Source organism: Clostridium sp., assembly GCF_036781005.1.
GTDB lineage: Bacteria > Bacillota > Clostridia > Clostridiales > Clostridiaceae > Clostridium_B.
This window is the reverse complement of the sequence record NZ_DAIQBT010000023.1, coordinates 1-16,370: the sequence shown is the minus strand read 5'-3', so window position 1 is coordinate 16,370 and position 16,370 is coordinate 1. Positions and strand designations below refer to the sequence as shown.

General features: G+C 28.4%; 18 protein-coding genes, 1 tRNA gene and 2 pseudogenes. 13 read left to right on the top strand and 8 right to left on the bottom strand.

The window, feature by feature from the left end; all coding sequences use genetic code 11:
* Positions 1-62: 62 nt before the first annotated feature.
* The gene (gene hsp18, locus V7Q02_RS10360) at positions 63-509 is read right to left on the bottom strand and encodes a heat shock protein Hsp18 (protein WP_333860939.1); all 447 of its coding nucleotides are present in this window, start codon (positions 507-509) and stop codon (positions 63-65) included.
* A gap of 391 nt (positions 510-900) precedes the next feature.
* On the opposite strand from hsp18, the gene V7Q02_RS10355 reads away from it, so the two are divergent.
* The 3 genes from V7Q02_RS10355 to V7Q02_RS10345 all read left to right on the top strand — a co-directional run bounded on the left by V7Q02_RS10355 (position 901) and on the right by V7Q02_RS10345 (position 2,925).
* Positions 901-976, top strand: a tRNA-Thr gene (locus V7Q02_RS10355).
* A gap of 710 nt (positions 977-1,686) precedes the next feature.
* A complete protein-coding gene (locus V7Q02_RS10350) occupies positions 1,687-2,028 on the top strand; it encodes a GtrA family protein (RefSeq protein WP_333860971.1) in 342 nt (113 codons plus the stop codon).
* 30 nt (positions 2,029-2,058) lie between these two features.
* Entirely contained in the window at positions 2,059-2,925 is an 867-nt protein-coding gene (locus tag V7Q02_RS10345) for an FRG domain-containing protein (protein ID WP_333860938.1), read from the top strand.
* A gap of 36 nt (positions 2,926-2,961) precedes the next feature.
* Here the strand turns inward: V7Q02_RS10345 and V7Q02_RS10340 are convergent, their stop codons facing one another.
* The 5 genes from V7Q02_RS10340 to V7Q02_RS10320 all read right to left on the bottom strand — a co-directional run bounded on the left by V7Q02_RS10340 (position 2,962) and on the right by V7Q02_RS10320 (position 8,016).
* Positions 2,962-3,651, bottom strand: coding sequence for a response regulator transcription factor (locus V7Q02_RS10340; RefSeq protein WP_333860937.1), 690 nt, complete (start codon positions 3,649-3,651; stop codon positions 2,962-2,964).
* Between the two features lie 94 nt (positions 3,652-3,745).
* Positions 3,746-5,182, bottom strand: a complete 1,437-nt coding sequence (locus V7Q02_RS10335; RefSeq protein ID WP_333860936.1) for a sensor histidine kinase — start codon at positions 5,180-5,182, stop codon at positions 3,746-3,748.
* A 13-nt stretch (positions 5,183-5,195) separates the two neighbouring features.
* Positions 5,196-5,948 (bottom strand): ABC transporter permease, encoded by a 753-nt coding sequence (locus V7Q02_RS10330; RefSeq protein ID WP_333860935.1) that lies wholly within the window; start codon positions 5,946-5,948, stop codon positions 5,196-5,198.
* A complete protein-coding gene (locus V7Q02_RS10325) occupies positions 5,935-6,660 on the bottom strand; it encodes an ABC transporter ATP-binding protein (RefSeq protein WP_333860934.1) in 726 nt (241 codons plus the stop codon). Before V7Q02_RS10325 ends, V7Q02_RS10330 begins: the two co-directional genes overlap by 14 nt.
* A gap of 96 nt (positions 6,661-6,756) precedes the next feature.
* On the bottom strand, positions 6,757-8,016 hold the full coding sequence (locus tag V7Q02_RS10320; RefSeq protein WP_333860933.1) for a hypothetical protein: 1,260 nt from the start codon (positions 8,014-8,016) through the stop codon (positions 6,757-6,759).
* A 204-nt stretch (positions 8,017-8,220) separates the two neighbouring features.
* Between V7Q02_RS10320 and V7Q02_RS10315 the strand changes: the two genes are divergently transcribed.
* Complete coding sequence (locus V7Q02_RS10315; protein ID WP_333860932.1) at positions 8,221-8,520, top strand: hypothetical protein; 300 nt, start codon at positions 8,221-8,223, stop codon at positions 8,518-8,520.
* A gap of 172 nt (positions 8,521-8,692) precedes the next feature.
* Here V7Q02_RS10315 and V7Q02_RS15960 read toward each other — a convergent pair whose 3' ends face one another.
* Together V7Q02_RS15960 and V7Q02_RS10310 are read right to left on the bottom strand one after the other, a co-directional pair.
* A complete protein-coding gene (locus V7Q02_RS15960) occupies positions 8,693-8,887 on the bottom strand; it encodes a transposase (protein WP_373844969.1) in 195 nt (64 codons plus the stop codon).
* A 179-nt stretch (positions 8,888-9,066) separates the two neighbouring features.
* Entirely contained in the window at positions 9,067-9,396 is a 330-nt protein-coding gene (locus V7Q02_RS10310) for a transposase (RefSeq protein WP_333860931.1), read from the bottom strand.
* 217 nt (positions 9,397-9,613) lie between these two features.
* Between V7Q02_RS10310 and V7Q02_RS10305 the strand changes: the two genes are divergently transcribed.
* The 9 genes and pseudogenes from V7Q02_RS10305 to V7Q02_RS10260 all read left to right on the top strand — a co-directional run.
* Positions 9,614-9,832, top strand: coding sequence for an ATP-binding protein (locus V7Q02_RS10305; RefSeq protein WP_333860930.1), 219 nt, complete (start codon positions 9,614-9,616; stop codon positions 9,830-9,832).
* A gap of 259 nt (positions 9,833-10,091) precedes the next feature.
* The gene (locus V7Q02_RS10300) at positions 10,092-11,303 is read left to right on the top strand and encodes an EAL and HDOD domain-containing protein (RefSeq protein WP_333860929.1); all 1,212 of its coding nucleotides are present in this window, start codon (positions 10,092-10,094) and stop codon (positions 11,301-11,303) included.
* A 135-nt stretch (positions 11,304-11,438) separates the two neighbouring features.
* The gene (locus V7Q02_RS10295) at positions 11,439-12,497 is read left to right on the top strand and encodes a PocR ligand-binding domain-containing protein (protein WP_333860928.1); all 1,059 of its coding nucleotides are present in this window, start codon (positions 11,439-11,441) and stop codon (positions 12,495-12,497) included.
* Positions 12,498-12,934: 437 nt separating this feature from the next.
* Positions 12,935-13,123: a hypothetical protein gene (locus V7Q02_RS10290; RefSeq protein ID WP_333860927.1), complete on the top strand. Its 189-nt coding sequence runs from the start codon at positions 12,935-12,937 to the stop codon at positions 13,121-13,123.
* On the top strand, positions 13,111-13,425 hold the full coding sequence (locus tag V7Q02_RS10285) for a flavodoxin (protein WP_333860926.1): 315 nt from the start codon (positions 13,111-13,113) through the stop codon (positions 13,423-13,425). The genes V7Q02_RS10290 and V7Q02_RS10285 overlap by 13 nt, the downstream gene beginning before the upstream one ends.
* A gap of 222 nt (positions 13,426-13,647) precedes the next feature.
* Complete coding sequence (locus V7Q02_RS10280; protein ID WP_333860925.1) at positions 13,648-14,181, top strand: hypothetical protein; 534 nt, start codon at positions 13,648-13,650, stop codon at positions 14,179-14,181.
* A 210-nt stretch (positions 14,182-14,391) separates the two neighbouring features.
* Positions 14,392-14,766 (top strand): annotated as a pseudogene (locus V7Q02_RS15955) (transposase).
* A gap of 660 nt (positions 14,767-15,426) precedes the next feature.
* Positions 15,427-15,813, top strand: a complete 387-nt coding sequence (locus tag V7Q02_RS10265; RefSeq protein WP_333860923.1) for a MerR family transcriptional regulator — start codon at positions 15,427-15,429, stop codon at positions 15,811-15,813.
* Positions 15,814-15,920: 107 nt separating this feature from the next.
* A pseudogene (locus tag V7Q02_RS10260) lies at positions 15,921-16,079 on the top strand (transposase); the annotation flags it as partial.
* Positions 16,080-16,370: the final 291 nt, after the last annotated feature.

Here is a 16,370-nt window from a genome sequence, read left to right as displayed (position 1 = left end):
AGGGAACTATATTTTTCATATAGTTCCCTATTTTACTATGAGGTTATAGAGGAAGACCCCAATTAATGTATTTCTATTTTGTTACTATTTCCCTTTCCTTTTTCTAATTTTGGAAGTTCAATCTTTAGAACTCCTTCTTCAAAAGAAGCATTGATATTTTTTTCATCCACATTATCAATATAAAAACTTCTCTTAAATTCACCATATCTTCTTTCTTGTCTTATAAAATTTTCTTTATTGTCTTCTACAGTGTCGTCTCTTTTAGCGGATATTGTTAAATAGTTGTTGTTAAAGCTTAAATCTATAGCATCCTTTTTTATACCTGGAAGATCTGCTTCAATAAGATAGGAAGTATCAGTTTCTTTAAGATCAACTTTGAGTCCATTATTAAATAAGTTCATATTAAATGGTGTTAAAAAATCATTGTTAAAGAAAGAGTTGAAGAAGTTTTCCACATCATCACCTTTTCTTATAGAATTATTTCTTTTAAACGGAACCATATCAAACATAATTTATACCTCCTTATATACTGGTTATTATTTATTAATTTTTAATACAGTTACATAATATATCAAAAGTCAAAGAAAGTCAAAGTCTAAAAGATATAGATTTCTCTACTAATGATTAGAAATTACTATTGAGAAGTATATAATTTAGTATAAACAATATATTTAAAAGTAAACTAATAATTTTAATCAATTTTACCGGTTAAGTAGATGAAACATAAAAAAATTTTTTATGTTTGATTATAAAGAAAATTTGTATTAAAATAGTATTATATGTTTTGCTCTTATAGTTCAGACGATAGGGTATTAATTTGTAATGGCATACATAAAGTTAGTAAGGTTCTGAATTATTTTAGTTACAAGTGATCTAAAAGTTAAAATTATTTTCTTATATGCTGGTGTAGCTCAGCTGGTAGAGCAACGCACTCGTAATGCGTAGGCCGCGGGTTCGATTCCCTTCACCAGCACCAAAAACCAGCCACGTGTCAGGTTTTGAAACTGTGATTATACGGATTAAATCTGCCCAAATTATAAGGCAATGGATGATAAAAAATGCATCTAAAAGCAAGAGAGACTTCCTCATAATTTTAGCTGCATCAAAGCTATTTTCAATCATTTGCACAATATGAGAGCCTGTGTTTTTATCTGATTCATTCCACTGACGAATAGATTCAACCCCATCATGAATTTTCATTGAAATTGGAACACAAAACATCCTGGAAATATCCCCTATTAAAACACCCACTGCACCAAACATATGACCAAATATATACTTAGCTTTTGAGGAATTTTCGGATTCCTGGTGCAGTCTTTTAACGCCGGGCATTTTGCGTACCTCTTTTGATTGCTTAACTCCATCACCTATAAGTACAGTCATCCCATCCTGTTTGTAGACTGGTGCTATAGCAGCTACAGTTTTAGCCCATACAGCTATTAAATTGTTTGAATTCCATCTAATAAAAATATAAATTTTTAAGAATATTTTTCAAAAAAGTAGGAAAACCTAAAATAGTAAAGTTTATTTTAGGTTTTCCTATTTTTTTATATTTAGTTATACTATTATAGTTATATTTAATACTTAATTTTAGGTAATTATTAAGGTTGATATAATATTTTTATAATAATATTATACATTATGGAGATAACTATGGTATTAGGATTGCTATTTTAAAAAAAATTCATAAAATACGCTATTTCAGGAACGATAAATACATTAATTACTTACAATATTCTCATACAAATTGGTGTTAATTATATAATATCAAATGTGGTAGCATACTTTTTTGGAATTATAAATGGATTTATACTGGATAAAATTTGGGTATTTAAATCTAATAAAAAAATTGTCCTCTTATTTAGTAAATTTATTATTGTAAATATACTCTCTCTTTTCTTTAATTCTATAATATTATTTGTACTAGTAAATAATGTTGGTTTAGACAGTATGTTTTCACAATTAATATCAACCATTTCTACAGGTATATTTAATTACATAATGAATAGAGCATGGACATTTTCTTAAATACTTGTGTAAATCAACGGAGTGATATATATGTCTATAAATCAATATAAAAGATATTTTTTAAAAGAATGTGATAATATTGATGAATTTTGGAAAGAATTATGCCCTGAAAATCCTTTAGGACATAAGAGAGGAAAATTTATTTACAGAGGTCAAAGAGATGATACATGGCCTTTAATCCCCAGCATATTGAGAACCACTAAAAAAATTAATACAAAATTCAATATAAAGTGTGAAGAACAAGTACATAATGAACTTATGATATTAAATTATTTTGTAGATCAATGCGATTCTATAGGAATAAGTATAATAAATGATTCCTTGGAATTTAGGAAAAAGTACTTGGATTTTAAAATAGGAGATGAAAATGACAAGTTTTCTATCGATCCATCCAATTGGCCCAGTGAAGAATTGCTGGAATTAATGGCATTAGCACAGCACTGCGGAGTACCCACTAGTCTGATTGACTGGTCAAGACGTTCATATGTAGCCGCTTACTTTGCCGCTTCATCCGCCTTAAAACATTATCATAAAAATAATGATAAAAAATTAGCAGTATGGGCTTTAGATATAGAAAAAGTTAAACTATACAAAAATGTTAAATTAATTAAAGTTCCAGGTTCAACTAGTAATAATCTTGCGGCCCAATCCGGTTTATTTACTTTCCTAAAGCAAGCAGGTAAAAGGGGCGATATATTTTCTCCTAAATTTTTAGAAAATGAGTTTGAAAATACACCAGATACACCTTTATGGAAAATAACACTCCCTGTTACATATTCTGTGCAAATACTAAAACTATGTAAGTTATATGGTATTTCAGGTGCAACCTTATTTCCAAATTATAATGGTGTCTCACGCTCCGTTTCTGACTATATAAATACCATTTTAATCAATTGAAATATTAAGTATCCTCTGCCAAGAATCACTTTATAATTAAACTCTAAGTCTATAGCCTGCTCCCCACACTGTTTCTATGTATTGAGGTTTAGATGGATAAGGTTCTATTTTTTCACGTATTCTTCTTATATGTACCGTAACTGTAGCATTATCTCCCATAGAACCAAGTCCCCATATCTTTTCAAAAAGTTCTTCTCGATTAAATACTCTATTGGGATTTTCAGCCATATAAAGTAAAATATCAAACTCTTTTTGAGCTAAAGTAATTTCCTGGCCATTTACAAAAACCTGTCTGGAATCTCTCAGTATCTCCAATCCTCTTATTGTTAATTTATTATTCTTACAATTAAATTTATTTTTTATTCTTTCATAATTTTTAATATGTGATTTAACCCTTGCTACCAATTCACCAGGACTGAAAGGTTTTGTGATATAATCATCTGCACCTAATGTAAATCCCTTAATTTTATCAATTTCTTCCTTCTTAGCAGAAACCAAAAGTACAGGAATATCTTTCTTATCCTGTATACTACGCAAAATACTATAGCCATTAATTTTAGGAAGCATTATATCTAAAATCAATAAATCAAATTTATTATTATTTAAGGTATTTAGACCTTTTACTCCTTCTGTACATATAGTAACTTCAAATCCTTCTAATTCAAGGTAATCCTTTTGAAGTTCTGCTATACTTAAATCATCTTCAATTATTAAAATCTTTCGCATAAATAACCTCTCCCATGCAGTTCACATTCAATATTATATGTTAAGTTTATTTTTTACATTAATTAAAATAAAGGCTGCATTAACAACAAAATTTTTAACCAACTTTCCCAATAGATATTAATATACTTGTCCCTCTTAATTCACGAGATACAGCCCATATCTTTCCATTATGACTTTCTACAATTTGTTTTGATATGGCAAGTCCTAAACCACTTCCTGAAGGATTACTTCTTGAAGAATCCCCTCTATAAAACTTATTAAATATTTTATTTACATCATCCTCATTAATACCGGCTCCATTGTCTTTTATTTCAACTATTATGCTTAAATCAGTTTCTCTAAGAAATATAATTATTTCTCCTTCTTCTTTGTCCATATATTTTCTAGAATTATCAATTATATTTAATATCACTCTCATGAATCTTTCTCTATCTATCATAACATATCTTGAATTTTTCAAGTGATTTTGTAAACTTATTTTTATGTTAAATTTATTAAGTTCTGGTTCACTCTCAAGAATACAGTAATTAAAATAATCCACAATATCTGTTTTTTCATAGTTAAAAGGAACCTGTTTTAAATTTAATTTAGAATATAAAAGTAAATCATCTATCATATTATCAATTTGAATTGCCTTTCTATGTATAGTTTTTAAATAATGCTCTAACTTTTCAGGAGTATTAGCTACTCCGTCTAAAATTCCCTGAACATATCCCTCTATAGAAGTTATAGGAGTTTTTAAATCATGGGATATACTTGAAATAAGTAATTTTTTATTATCATCATATGCCATTTTTGCATTAATTGAATCTTTCAATTTTATCCTCATTTGTTCAAAATCAACACAGAGTTCTCTTATTTCCTCATCTCCTGATTCTGCAATTTCAAAATTCAACTCTCCATTCCGTATTTTTGACATGGATTCTTTCAGTAATGTTATAGGAGTTAATATTTTCTTAGAAAATATATATGATACAAGAATACTTGTTAAAACAGAAGAAATCAAAAATATAGCTAAAATAGCTATTATAAAATTTTTCAAAACATCCATTTCTTTTCTTACAGGAAGTAAAAATATTACTTTTCCCTGCAAATCATCATTAAATTGAATAGGAAAAGATTTTACAGAATAATAAATATTTTCTATGGTTACAAGATTTTTTGAAAGTTTACTGTTTGCTTCATTTAATGAATTTTCTATATCCATTTTATCCATATTATCAGAATAAAATATAATAGTATCATTTTTTATTATTATAATCTTGCCATCTATAAGTGCAATTTTTTGATTTAAAAACTTTTCAAACTCTGTACCTTTTATGTCTTTAACATTAGATTTGGATATTTCTCTTACCGTATTTAATAATTCAGATCTTATATATGCAGATTCCTTAAATTTATCATAGTTTATACTGGTGTCAAAAAATTTTGAGGATATAGATACAAATATAATTGCAATTGCACTGGCAATTATAAAAGGAATTATTATTGTTAAAGTATTGTAAAAAATCATTCGTCTTTTTATATCCATATAAATTCACACCTTAAAAATCTCTTTTATCAAACATATAATAAGCTGTTGTAAATAATATTATAATATAACTTAACATCATTATAAAGTTACGAAGTATCTTCATAACGGGTATATTGTCCATAAGCCACAAAGTATGCCACCCCATAATAGATGTAAATAAAATTCCTGAATATATTGGAAAGAAAATGGCAAGTACTTTAAACAAAATAAATACTAGCACAGAAAGAAAAAATACAGCTATTCCGCTTTTCAGTATATTGGTAAATAAAACAATCATAAGACATAAAATTATCATAGGTATCAAAGTTACTACATATGAAATTATTATTTTACCAATGTTTTCCAGAGTAAAAGAATTAGAATTAAATATCACTCCTGATATTATAGAAAAAAACATTATAATCATTAAAGTTATAAAAATAACTATAATTATTGCATTTATTTTTATTGTAAAAAGCTTTAGTCTTGAAATAGGTTTCGTTAAACATATTTTCATAGTATTATGAGAAGATTCACCAGAAAAACTATCAATGGTAATAAGTGCTATGAATAAAGGTAATAATGTATTTATAAATATAGAAAGGACCAAAAGAGGAAATTCGGTACTAGAAACGCCTTTAAGCCCAAAATTATTCCTTACCAACAAAATAAAGACTTGACCAATTATAATAAATATTATGGACAATATGGCTACTATTAAAACTTTTTTATTTTTATACAATTTTTCTAATTCATTTATCAATGTTGCTTTAATTCTTGTCATTTCTATCTACCTCACTTATAAAATAATTTTCCAAGGAAGCATAATTATTCAATATATTTTTAGTAGTATCTACATTAATAAGATTTCCATTATACAACACTCCAATATGTGTACAAGTTAACTCAATATCATGTATCAAGTGACTGGAGATAAAAAAAGTAGTATTTTTGTTTGTTGATAAATTTTTTATTATATTTCTTACATCAATCATCCCTTCCACATCCAAGCCATTTAGAGGTTCATCTAAAATTACAATTTCAGGATCACATAAAATTGAAGATGCAATTCCAAGTCTCTGTTTCATTCCCAGAGAAAATTTTTCAGGTTTTTCATCTTTATATTTTAAGAGTCCTACCATATCTAAAGCTTCTTCAATTTTATTATTATTTACATTATCGTAGTATCTTGAGAACTGTCTCAAGTTTTCAAAAGCTGTCAAATATGAATAGGCTTCTGTATTTTCTATAATACATCCTACCTTATAGATAGCCTTTTCAAATTCTTCTAATATACTGTGACCTAGTATCTTAACATCTCCCTTATCTGGTTTCACAAGTCCTGTCATTATTTTCATAGCAGTAGTTTTTCCTGCACCATTAGGCCCTAGAAAACCAAAAATCTGGCCTCTATATATGTCTAAATTAACATTTTGTATGCCTCTTCCATTTTTATATACTTTAGATAAATTGATAAGTTCAATAACTTTTTCCATTTAAATTCCTCCTAAAATTTAATTTCACTTATTTTAAAATAATTTGCCGTCAAACTCCCGGCAAATTATTTTAAATATATATTTTATCCTAGGATTTTAGTTTAATATTTTTCTATAGGTATCATCTAATAGTACATTTGAGTTTACATCTCCATCAATGTTAAAATTTAAACTTGGCTCATTAGGTCGAATATAAATAAACCCAGATACTTTTTTATCAGCTTCCGTTGTACCAGTGAATTTGCCACTAAAGTTATCTTGGTTTTGCCCTAAAGTTCCAGTAAATTTTATACTTTCATTATCATTTGCATAATTTTCATATCCTTCTAAATATTGTTTAGAATAACTTCCTTTTATAATTTTATTATCTATACTTTCAATATTTAAAAAAGCTTCTCCTATCTTTTTAAACTTGTCATCATCTTCTATTATAATATCAGATGTGTATTTTCCTATATATTTTTCAGGATTAGATAATTTACTATAATCCTTTTCTATATTTTTCACTACTTTCTCTTTAGATAGATCAGGTTTTATTACTTCAGTTGAATTTATATTTTGTAATTTTATTAAAAACTCTAAACTAAGCTGATGTTCAACACCATTCTTATCAATGCCATTTAAAGTTCCAGAAGCTAAAATAGTTTTAACCAAACCATTTTTATCAGTAGTCATATTACCTTTTATACTATCTACAAAAATATTTTTTGTAAGTTTAGGCATAACATTTTCACTGCTAATTATATTTCCATAAGAACTTTTAAATTTAAATGATGTAAGGGCGTTTATAAGAGTAGGAATTTGAGTATTATTTAAAGAACCTGATATCTCTTTAGTTCCATCTTGCTTTTCAGTAACTGTCACAGAATCCTTTAAATTTCCTACAACGGCATCTGCTATTTTCTCAATATCAGCTGCTTTGTCTTCCTTAAAAGGATTTTCTAATACACTAAGATTTTTATCTTTTTCATTGGAGTATTCAGTTAAATAGTAAATATTTCCATTAATACTTGGATTTTTAGTTATATAGCTATTTTTATCTCTATAATAATAGCGTTCTATCTTAGTGGATCCTTTAATATCTGTATTTATACTTTCTTCTGAATTTTTATCCATATCATACTTGTTTATTGTATTTTCTGATATTATTGTATTTCCATTATCTTTTATCACAAGGGATGCGTCTACAGTAAAGTTTGAAAGGGTACTAGTACAATTTTCTGCAGTATATTTTAAAGAATCTTTTAACTGATCATAACCACTTTTAGATGCCACTTCAGCCATAGCAGTGGTAGCAAACATCATAATTCCCACTGTAAAACTTATGACCATAGCTGTTTTTTTCTTAAGTTTCATTTTCTCATCTCCTTTTTATATTTTATGGGGAAGTACTTCCTAATTATATTGTAAAATATGTATCTCTATTTTATCTAAACTAATTATAAACAAAATCTAAACTTTTTAAAGTAGTAAATTATTATTAGAGTTTTTTAATAATTCAGGTTCTACCTCGACTTTTGTATTGAGGTAGCTGACAAAAAATCTTTAATAATAGAAGAAATGTTTAAAGATTTTAAAGCTGGTGGTTTCAATCTGAAGGATACTTGGACTTATAATATTCAGTATGCAAGGACTTTATATTTGTGTATTTGTATAGCCTATTGCTGGATGATAACTCTTGGATCCTCTTGTTCTAAGGATAAGAAAAATAAAATAATTGGAGCCACAAAGGCACTAAAAGGGAATCAAGTTAGAATTTACAGTCTTTTTAGATCTGGCATTAAATGGTTTAACAGATGCTATAATTCCCTGAAAAGCCACTACTATTTAAAGATTGTTTTTACATTATATGAATCTTAATTACTTTTATTTACATTGACACAAAGCACTGTCATAAGTATAAATCCTTATTTACATTTTAATCAATTTATTCAATAATAATGAACTTAAAACACAGTTAAATTATAGAATACATAAATTAATACCAACTATTGTATCCGCTGGAATTTCATATAAATTTACTGCCCGTAGGTCAGATATTTTTGGGGTATTTTGCCTTTATCTTTCTTTGGGGCCTGAGAATGCCCATTTCTTTACATAGACGATATATCTTTTTCTTGTTGATAATCACCCAATATGTCCGCCTTAATTCTATTGTTAATTTATAATAACCATATGCAAAACAGTCTCCTTGAATCAGTGCTAGAATCCATTCTTTGATCTGCATATCGCATATTTTTTTGTAGCCAATAGTATAAGAGTATCCTGGAATAGGTCTACCACCATTTTCTTCTTTCTTTTCGCTGCTTTTTGATATCGCATAATAATATGTCTATGGCCTAAGGACTACTAACCTCAGAACTGTCGTAGATTCATAGCCTTTTGAGATCCACTTGCCGGCAATTTCTACCTTGGTGGTAACGGAATTTTCATTTTTTTTAAAAGGTCTCTTAAAATCTCTATTTCAAGCTCTTTCTCCCCAATAAGCTTCTTTAGCTGTGTATTTTGCTCAAAAGCCTTTTTTATCTCCTTCGGATCCTCAGCAAGAGTTGTAGAATCTTGTAATGCTTTATTTGTCATTATTTTCATTGGATTTATCTTTCCAACACGAACCCACCGGGCTACAATGGATGGACTGATGTCATGTTTTCTTCCAACCAAACTGGCATTACCAGTTTCAAGTGCTTCTTTGATCACCTGTTTTTTAAATTCTTCTGAATATTTTTTCCCTAGCATATTATTATCCCCCTTGCTTATTTTTATTATATAAACTTTAGGTCTAATTGTCCAAACTGATTAGGGGGCTTATGAGGGAGGACTTGTATATGTCAAGGGCAGATAACTCTTTCATGCAAAAATTAAAGACTTATACATCACCTATCACCTGACTGATACTTGACGAACCGGGACTTAAAAAGCTTAAGCAGAATAGTGTTATGATTTCTATGAAATTGTGTCAAAACGCTATGAAAAGGGTTCAATAATAGTAACATCCAATAAAATATTTGAAGAATGGGCCAGGATATTTTATAATCCTGTATTTGCTTCGGCCATTCTTGACAGGTTTGTTCATCACTGCCACTTTGTCGTTATTAGAGGTGACAGTTACAGAATGAAACAGAGTGAACAGGCTATTAAGAAGTTAAGTGAAAAATCCCAAAATAATGCTTGATTTTTTATGCTTACAGGTGAGGAATCTTTATTCCCAAAAACGGGACTTTTTTCTTGACAATAACACATGTAAATCCTTATGGAAACTTTGATTTAGATATGCAGCAAAGGATACCTATTAATATCTGATAAAAATCCGGGTAAAAACATGTATTTTCCATTGAATTTAAGACGATAATTATATATATTAGAGAAACATATAAATACTTTTTTCTAGACAGTGAATATGTATTAAACTTTAAGTTTAGGAGGGGGATAAAATGAATGTATATGTAGCTAGACAAGCAATTTTTGATACGAATAAGCAAATAATAGCTTATGAACTTCTTTTCAGAAACAGTAATATCAATAAATTTACTCCTATAGAAGGCCTAAATCCAACTTTAAATGTAATTAAAAATAGTTTTTCAATCATAGGCCTTGATAAGATTACAGAAGGGAAACGAGCATTTATAAATTTTGATGAAGCTCTTTTAAAATCAGGAATTATTGAAACCATTCATAAAGATTGTATTGTAGTAGAAATACTGGAGACAATAAATCCAGATGATACAATTATTAATTGCTGTAAACACTTAAAGACAAAGGGATATATTATTGCTTTAGATGACTTTGAATACGATTACAAATTTGATAAATTAATGAGATATATAGATATAATTAAAGTAGATTTTACTCTTACTAAAGGAAAAGGAAGAAAAGAAATCATGTATAGAATAAGGAACAAAAATATAAAATTTCTTGCAGAAAAAGTGGAAACAGAAAAAGACTATGAAGAAGCACTAGAGTATGGTTATTCCTACTTTCAAGGCTACTTCTTCTGTAAGCCAGTAATTATTTCAGGAAATGATATTTTCATTTACAAACCCACTTATATTAAGTTAATTAAAGAACTAAGCAGTGAGGTTGTAGATATAGAAAATGTTGAAAATTTAATTAAGAGTGATGTTGCTCTTTCTTATAAAGTATTAAAAATAATAAATTCTGCTTATTACAGCTTCAGTAAAGAAATTACTTCTATTCGTAATGCTATTATGATTATTGGAATTAATGAATTAAAAAGATGGGTTTTTATTATGGAATTAAAGTCTATAACTAAAAATAACACAGGAGAATTGATAAAACTGTCCTTGATTAGGGGATGTTTTGGGGAATTAATAGTAAAAGAAATAGATTTTGGAGTAGAAATATTTGATGTATTTCTAACAGGATTATTTTCTTTAATAGATGCATTAACCAATCAACCATTGGATAAGATTTTGATTGAATTACCAGTTTCAAAAAATGTAAAAGATGCATTGGCGGGGAAACAAAATATGCTTAGTAAACTGCTAGATCTAATTATAAAATATGAAAAAGGAATTTGGGAAGAAGTAAATATAATAGTGGAAAAAATTGGATTGGATAATGCATTTGTAATAAAGTGTTATTTGAAAGCCATAGAAAGTGTTAAATGTTTAGAAGCTGTATAAGGCACATTAAAATAGAAAATTTATTTACATTTATATGGAATTCTTATTTAAAAATTATTATTATTATTCCAATAATTAGTCCTACATTTTATATTTTTCACTTTATGATTCATTGATTTATAGGAGGTAAAAATTATGGTAAAAACAAATAAAGATAATTATGTGAATTTTGATATAAGTTCATTTAAAATAGAGGATATTATTGATATTAGTTTACTCCAAAAGTTTCAAGATAGCTTTGCAAAAAGTATGAATATTGCCAGTGTAACTGTAGATACTGATGGAAACCCTGTAACTAAACCAAGTTCCTATACAAGCTTCTGTATGAACTTAACACAATCTACTGATATTGGTACTAGACGCTGTGCTGAATCGCACAAAAGAGGTGGAATAGAAGCAGTAAAAACAGGAAGACCTTATATTTATACATGTCACGCAGGATTAATAGACTTTGCTGTACCTATAATAATAGAAGGCAAACACATTGGAACAATTTTAGGAGGTCAAATTTTAACTTCTAATCCAGAAGAAACAATATATAAAAAGATCTCAAAAGAACTAGGTGTGGATGAAAAGGAATATTTAAATGCTGTAAATAAAGTAACAATTACTGATGAAGAAAATATAAGAGCAGCTGCAGAAGTATTATATATTATTGCAAATGCACTCTCAAAAATAGGTTATGAAGAATTAAAAATAAAAAATACATCTAATATACTTTCTGATAATTTAAATCAAGTTTCTGCAATTATGGAAGAATTATCAGCATCTGCAATTAATGTTTCAGATAATCAACATACTTTAAATAGGGAGATTGTTAATATTAAAGATATCACTATTGAAATTAACTCTATATTAGATGCAATAAAAGCCATAGCCGATCAAACAAAAATGCTTGGATTAAATGCAGCTATAGAGGCGGCAAGAGCAGGTGATATAGGCAGAGGTTTTGGTGTAGTTGCTACAGAAATAAGAAAGTTATCTCAAAACTCAAAAGATACAACTATAAAGATATCAGAACTTACTAAAAAAATTCAGGATTCTGTAGATAGAACAGTAGAAACATCAAAGTCTACCTTGCAAACTACAGAGCAACAAACATCTGCTATTCAAGAGACTACTGCAAATTTACAAGAAATTACTCTAATCTCAGAAGAATTAAATACTTTAACTGCTTCTAGAATGCAAAATTAGTATAATACCAGTAGAGATGTCAATAGGGACAAAGTAAAAAATGTAATATAAAAATTGATATTATATTTTTACTTTTTACCTCTTATTCAAAATATGAGTGCTAAAGTCTGCTGTTATGATAATACATGTGTTTAATTATTATTGTCATTTTTGAAAAAGAAAGAAGAAGTGATTTTTTATATAAAGGGGTAATGGGAGCATCCTTCTTCTGTACTGTAAAGTAAATTGCGTAATTTGAAAATTTATATTAGATATCTTATTAAATTTAGACACTAGAAATTTTTTGTATAAATGCATAATTTCCACCTCAATAGTCATCTGTTCATAGAAAATTTAAACAATACGCTTGACTTAGAGTTAGCTCTAAGTGGTAAAGTATGAACTAAACATAGGTTATCTTCGTTAACCTAAATACATTATATAAGGAGTATATTAAAATGAACAAAAAGATTTTTATTATTTATTATTCTTGGTCAGGTAACACAGGTAATATTGCTAAGTTGATTCAGCAGGAAACAGGCAGCCAACTATTTGAAGTTAATCCCGTTCAATCTTATCCAATTAATTATGGCGTTTGCGTTGAACAGGCAAAAAAGAAATTTATTCTGGATTTATGCCGAAGCTAGAAGCGATTCCTAACAATCTGGATAGTTACGATATTATCTTTATTGGTACCCCTATTTGGTGGCATACTATGGCACCTCCAGTATTCACATTTCTGTCTCACGTAGATCTATCGGGTAAAACAGTGGTTCCATTTTGTACTCATGGTGGCGGTGGAAAGGGTGATTGTATAAATGACATTGCTAAGTTATGTAAAAACTCTATTATCTTGGATGAACTCGTGATGTATGGGGATGGCGGAAAAAGTGCAAGACTGGATGTACAGGCGTGGTTGAATAGAATTGGAATCAAAGAGAATCTATAAATTGAGTATTGCCAATGTATATCATATCGGTCAGCCCATGGGAAAACGGATTTGTTGAATCATTTAATAACATAATGCAAATAGACTAGTGGTTGAAGACGTAATTAAGTGGACACTTAAATTTCAAATAAATTAAAATATTTCCATATAGTTACTTGCAAAAAGAATAAAAAATATGCATGATAGTATTGCAAAAACCACCTAAAAAAGGAGGAAACTATCATGCATAATAAAATTATAAATGGTTTAAAAAACTTTTTCAAGAAAAATAGTACAAAAGATATTGATTTAGAATTATTAGAGAAATCAAACAGCTCTACTGTTTCCAAAAGTCTAAATATAAATAGAAAAACGGTTATTAAATGGAAACAAAGGTGGGTACAGTCTAAAATAGAATTAGATCGTATAGAAAAAGATGAACCGCGTAAATTAAAGCAAGCAATAAAGGAAATTTTAGAAGATAATTATAGATCCGGACGGCCTAATAGTTTTACAATGGAACAAATAGCATGTATTATTAATTTATCATTACAAAAGCCGGAATCAGTTGGGGTACCGATAAGTCATTGGACTGCAGAAGAATTAGCTTGTAAAGCTATAAAAGATAATATTGTTGAAAGTATATCGGCAAGGCAAATTTGTAGATATTTAAAGGAAATGGATTTGAAAATACACCAGTTTGAAGGGTGGCTAAACTCAAAAGATAAGTTAAAAGATCCAGAAGAATTTGAAAGACGTACAGGTACAGTGTGCTAGATTTATCTCAATATTAATAATCTGCAGCAAGAAGGATTTCATGTTCTAAGTTGTGATGAAAAAACAGGCATACAGGCAATAGAACATAAACATCCATCAAAGCCTGCAAGACCGGGTGAGATTGAAAGATGTGAACATGAATATAAAAGAAATGGAACTACAACATTAATAGCATCCAGAGATATAAATACATGACAAATTATAGCATCTATGGTAAATAAAACAAGGACTGAAAAAGATTTTGTAAAACACATATCAGATGTAGTTTCCAGCGCACCTGAAGATAAGTATATTTTTATAATGGACCAGTTAAATACACATAAATCTGAGAGTCTTGTTAAATATGTTGCAAAGCAATGTGATATCCAGGAGAATTTAGGTAAGAATGGTTACTGTGGAATATTAAAAACAATGTAAACAAGACAGGCGTTTTTAGAAGATGAAAGTCACCGCATAAAAATAGGATATACTCCAAGATATGCTTCATGGCTGAATCAAATTGAAATTTGGTTCGGTATATTAACCCGTAAGGTATTAGACGTGCAAGTTTTAAATCGGTTCATGAACTTGATGGGAAGATATTAGATTTTATAAGGTATTACAATCAAAATATGGCAAAGCCATTTAAGTGGAGTTATGCAGGCAAAATTTTAAAAGCATAGTTTGTTAACAATACACCTAAAAACAATTTCAGGTGGCAATAAAAAACTGCAGATGGGTATCATGAGCATAAAATTATTCTAAGAATGTATATTTTTAGGTGTGTACGGAATTAAGTCTTGAACCACTAGTCAACGAGAGATATTTGACACACTATATGAGTCTAGGGACTCCTTACTTGCTGGGTTAATAAGTACAACACGGTGGTATTGTAAATGTCGAAATGTCATACTATATCTGACGGCTTATTTTTGTAAAATAAGAAAAGAAAATCATTTTGAATGAAATTGAAAAAATAACGGTAAAAGTCACATACCCAAAAAGAAAAACAAAGAAATAATAAATATTTAACTATACGATTAACGTTCTTATTAGCATTAACTGGATGGATATCCATAACAAATCTTTATTATAATCAACTTTAACATATTAAAATTACAAAATATTTAAAGGATGTAGCTAATGCATTTGAAATAAACTTTCTTGTTGGCATCATTTCTACAGATAAGTAATAAAAAAAGGATCTATATATTATTAAACGAAGTGGTAGAAGCAAATTTTATTGGTTAAAGGAGATATTTTTCTATGATGATTGCAGAAGTAAGTCAAAAATATAATATAACAGCTGATACATTGCGGTACTACGAGCGTATAGGTTTGATTCCACCTGTTAATCGAAATCCAAGTGGGATTAGAGACTACACAGAAGAAGACTGTAATTGGGTTGAATTTATCAAATGTATGCGTAATGCTGGACTTTCCATTGAAGTATTAGTTGAGTATGTAACCATGTTTCAGCAGGGCAATTCCTCAATTAAGGCTAGAAAACAACTTTTGATAGAACAACGTAACCAACTTTCTGGAAAAATTAACGAAATGAAGCAAACATTGGAACGTTTGGATAAGAAAATTGATGGATATGAAGAAGGAGTACTGGTAAAAGAAAAACAATTAAAAAGAACAAACAACTAATTTTTGCTCTTTAAATATTCAATTTCGAAAAACTGACAGGAAACTGTCGATAGCTTTTGTAAGGGAACGTACCTAAATTTGTGTAAAACAAATCAAGGTATGTTCCCTGTATGAATGGACTCAAAGAACTTCCACAGGCCATAAAAGTAGTCTTTCCTGAAGTAAATATACAAAATTGTATAATACATCAAATAAGAAATTCTATGACATATGTACCCTCAAAAAATATTAAAGCTTTTATAAAGGATTTAAAAAATGTATACAAAGTAATTAGCCTAATGCCAGTAAACGTGTAACCAGGGGCAAAATATATTACATAATTTAGAAATTTATATTAGATATTTTATTGTATTTATACAAAAAATTTCTTTTGTCCAAATAAATATAATCTGTAGCTTGTTTTCAGACATGCCCTAATTAGACTATAAAATAGGTGTATTATTAATGTATTGTAAAATATCACAAGTGTTGATTAACTAGTTTTTTACTTCAAATTATAGACTTATTTTTGATATTATTTAAAAATAAGTTAATGGATATATAGACTTCAATCTCAA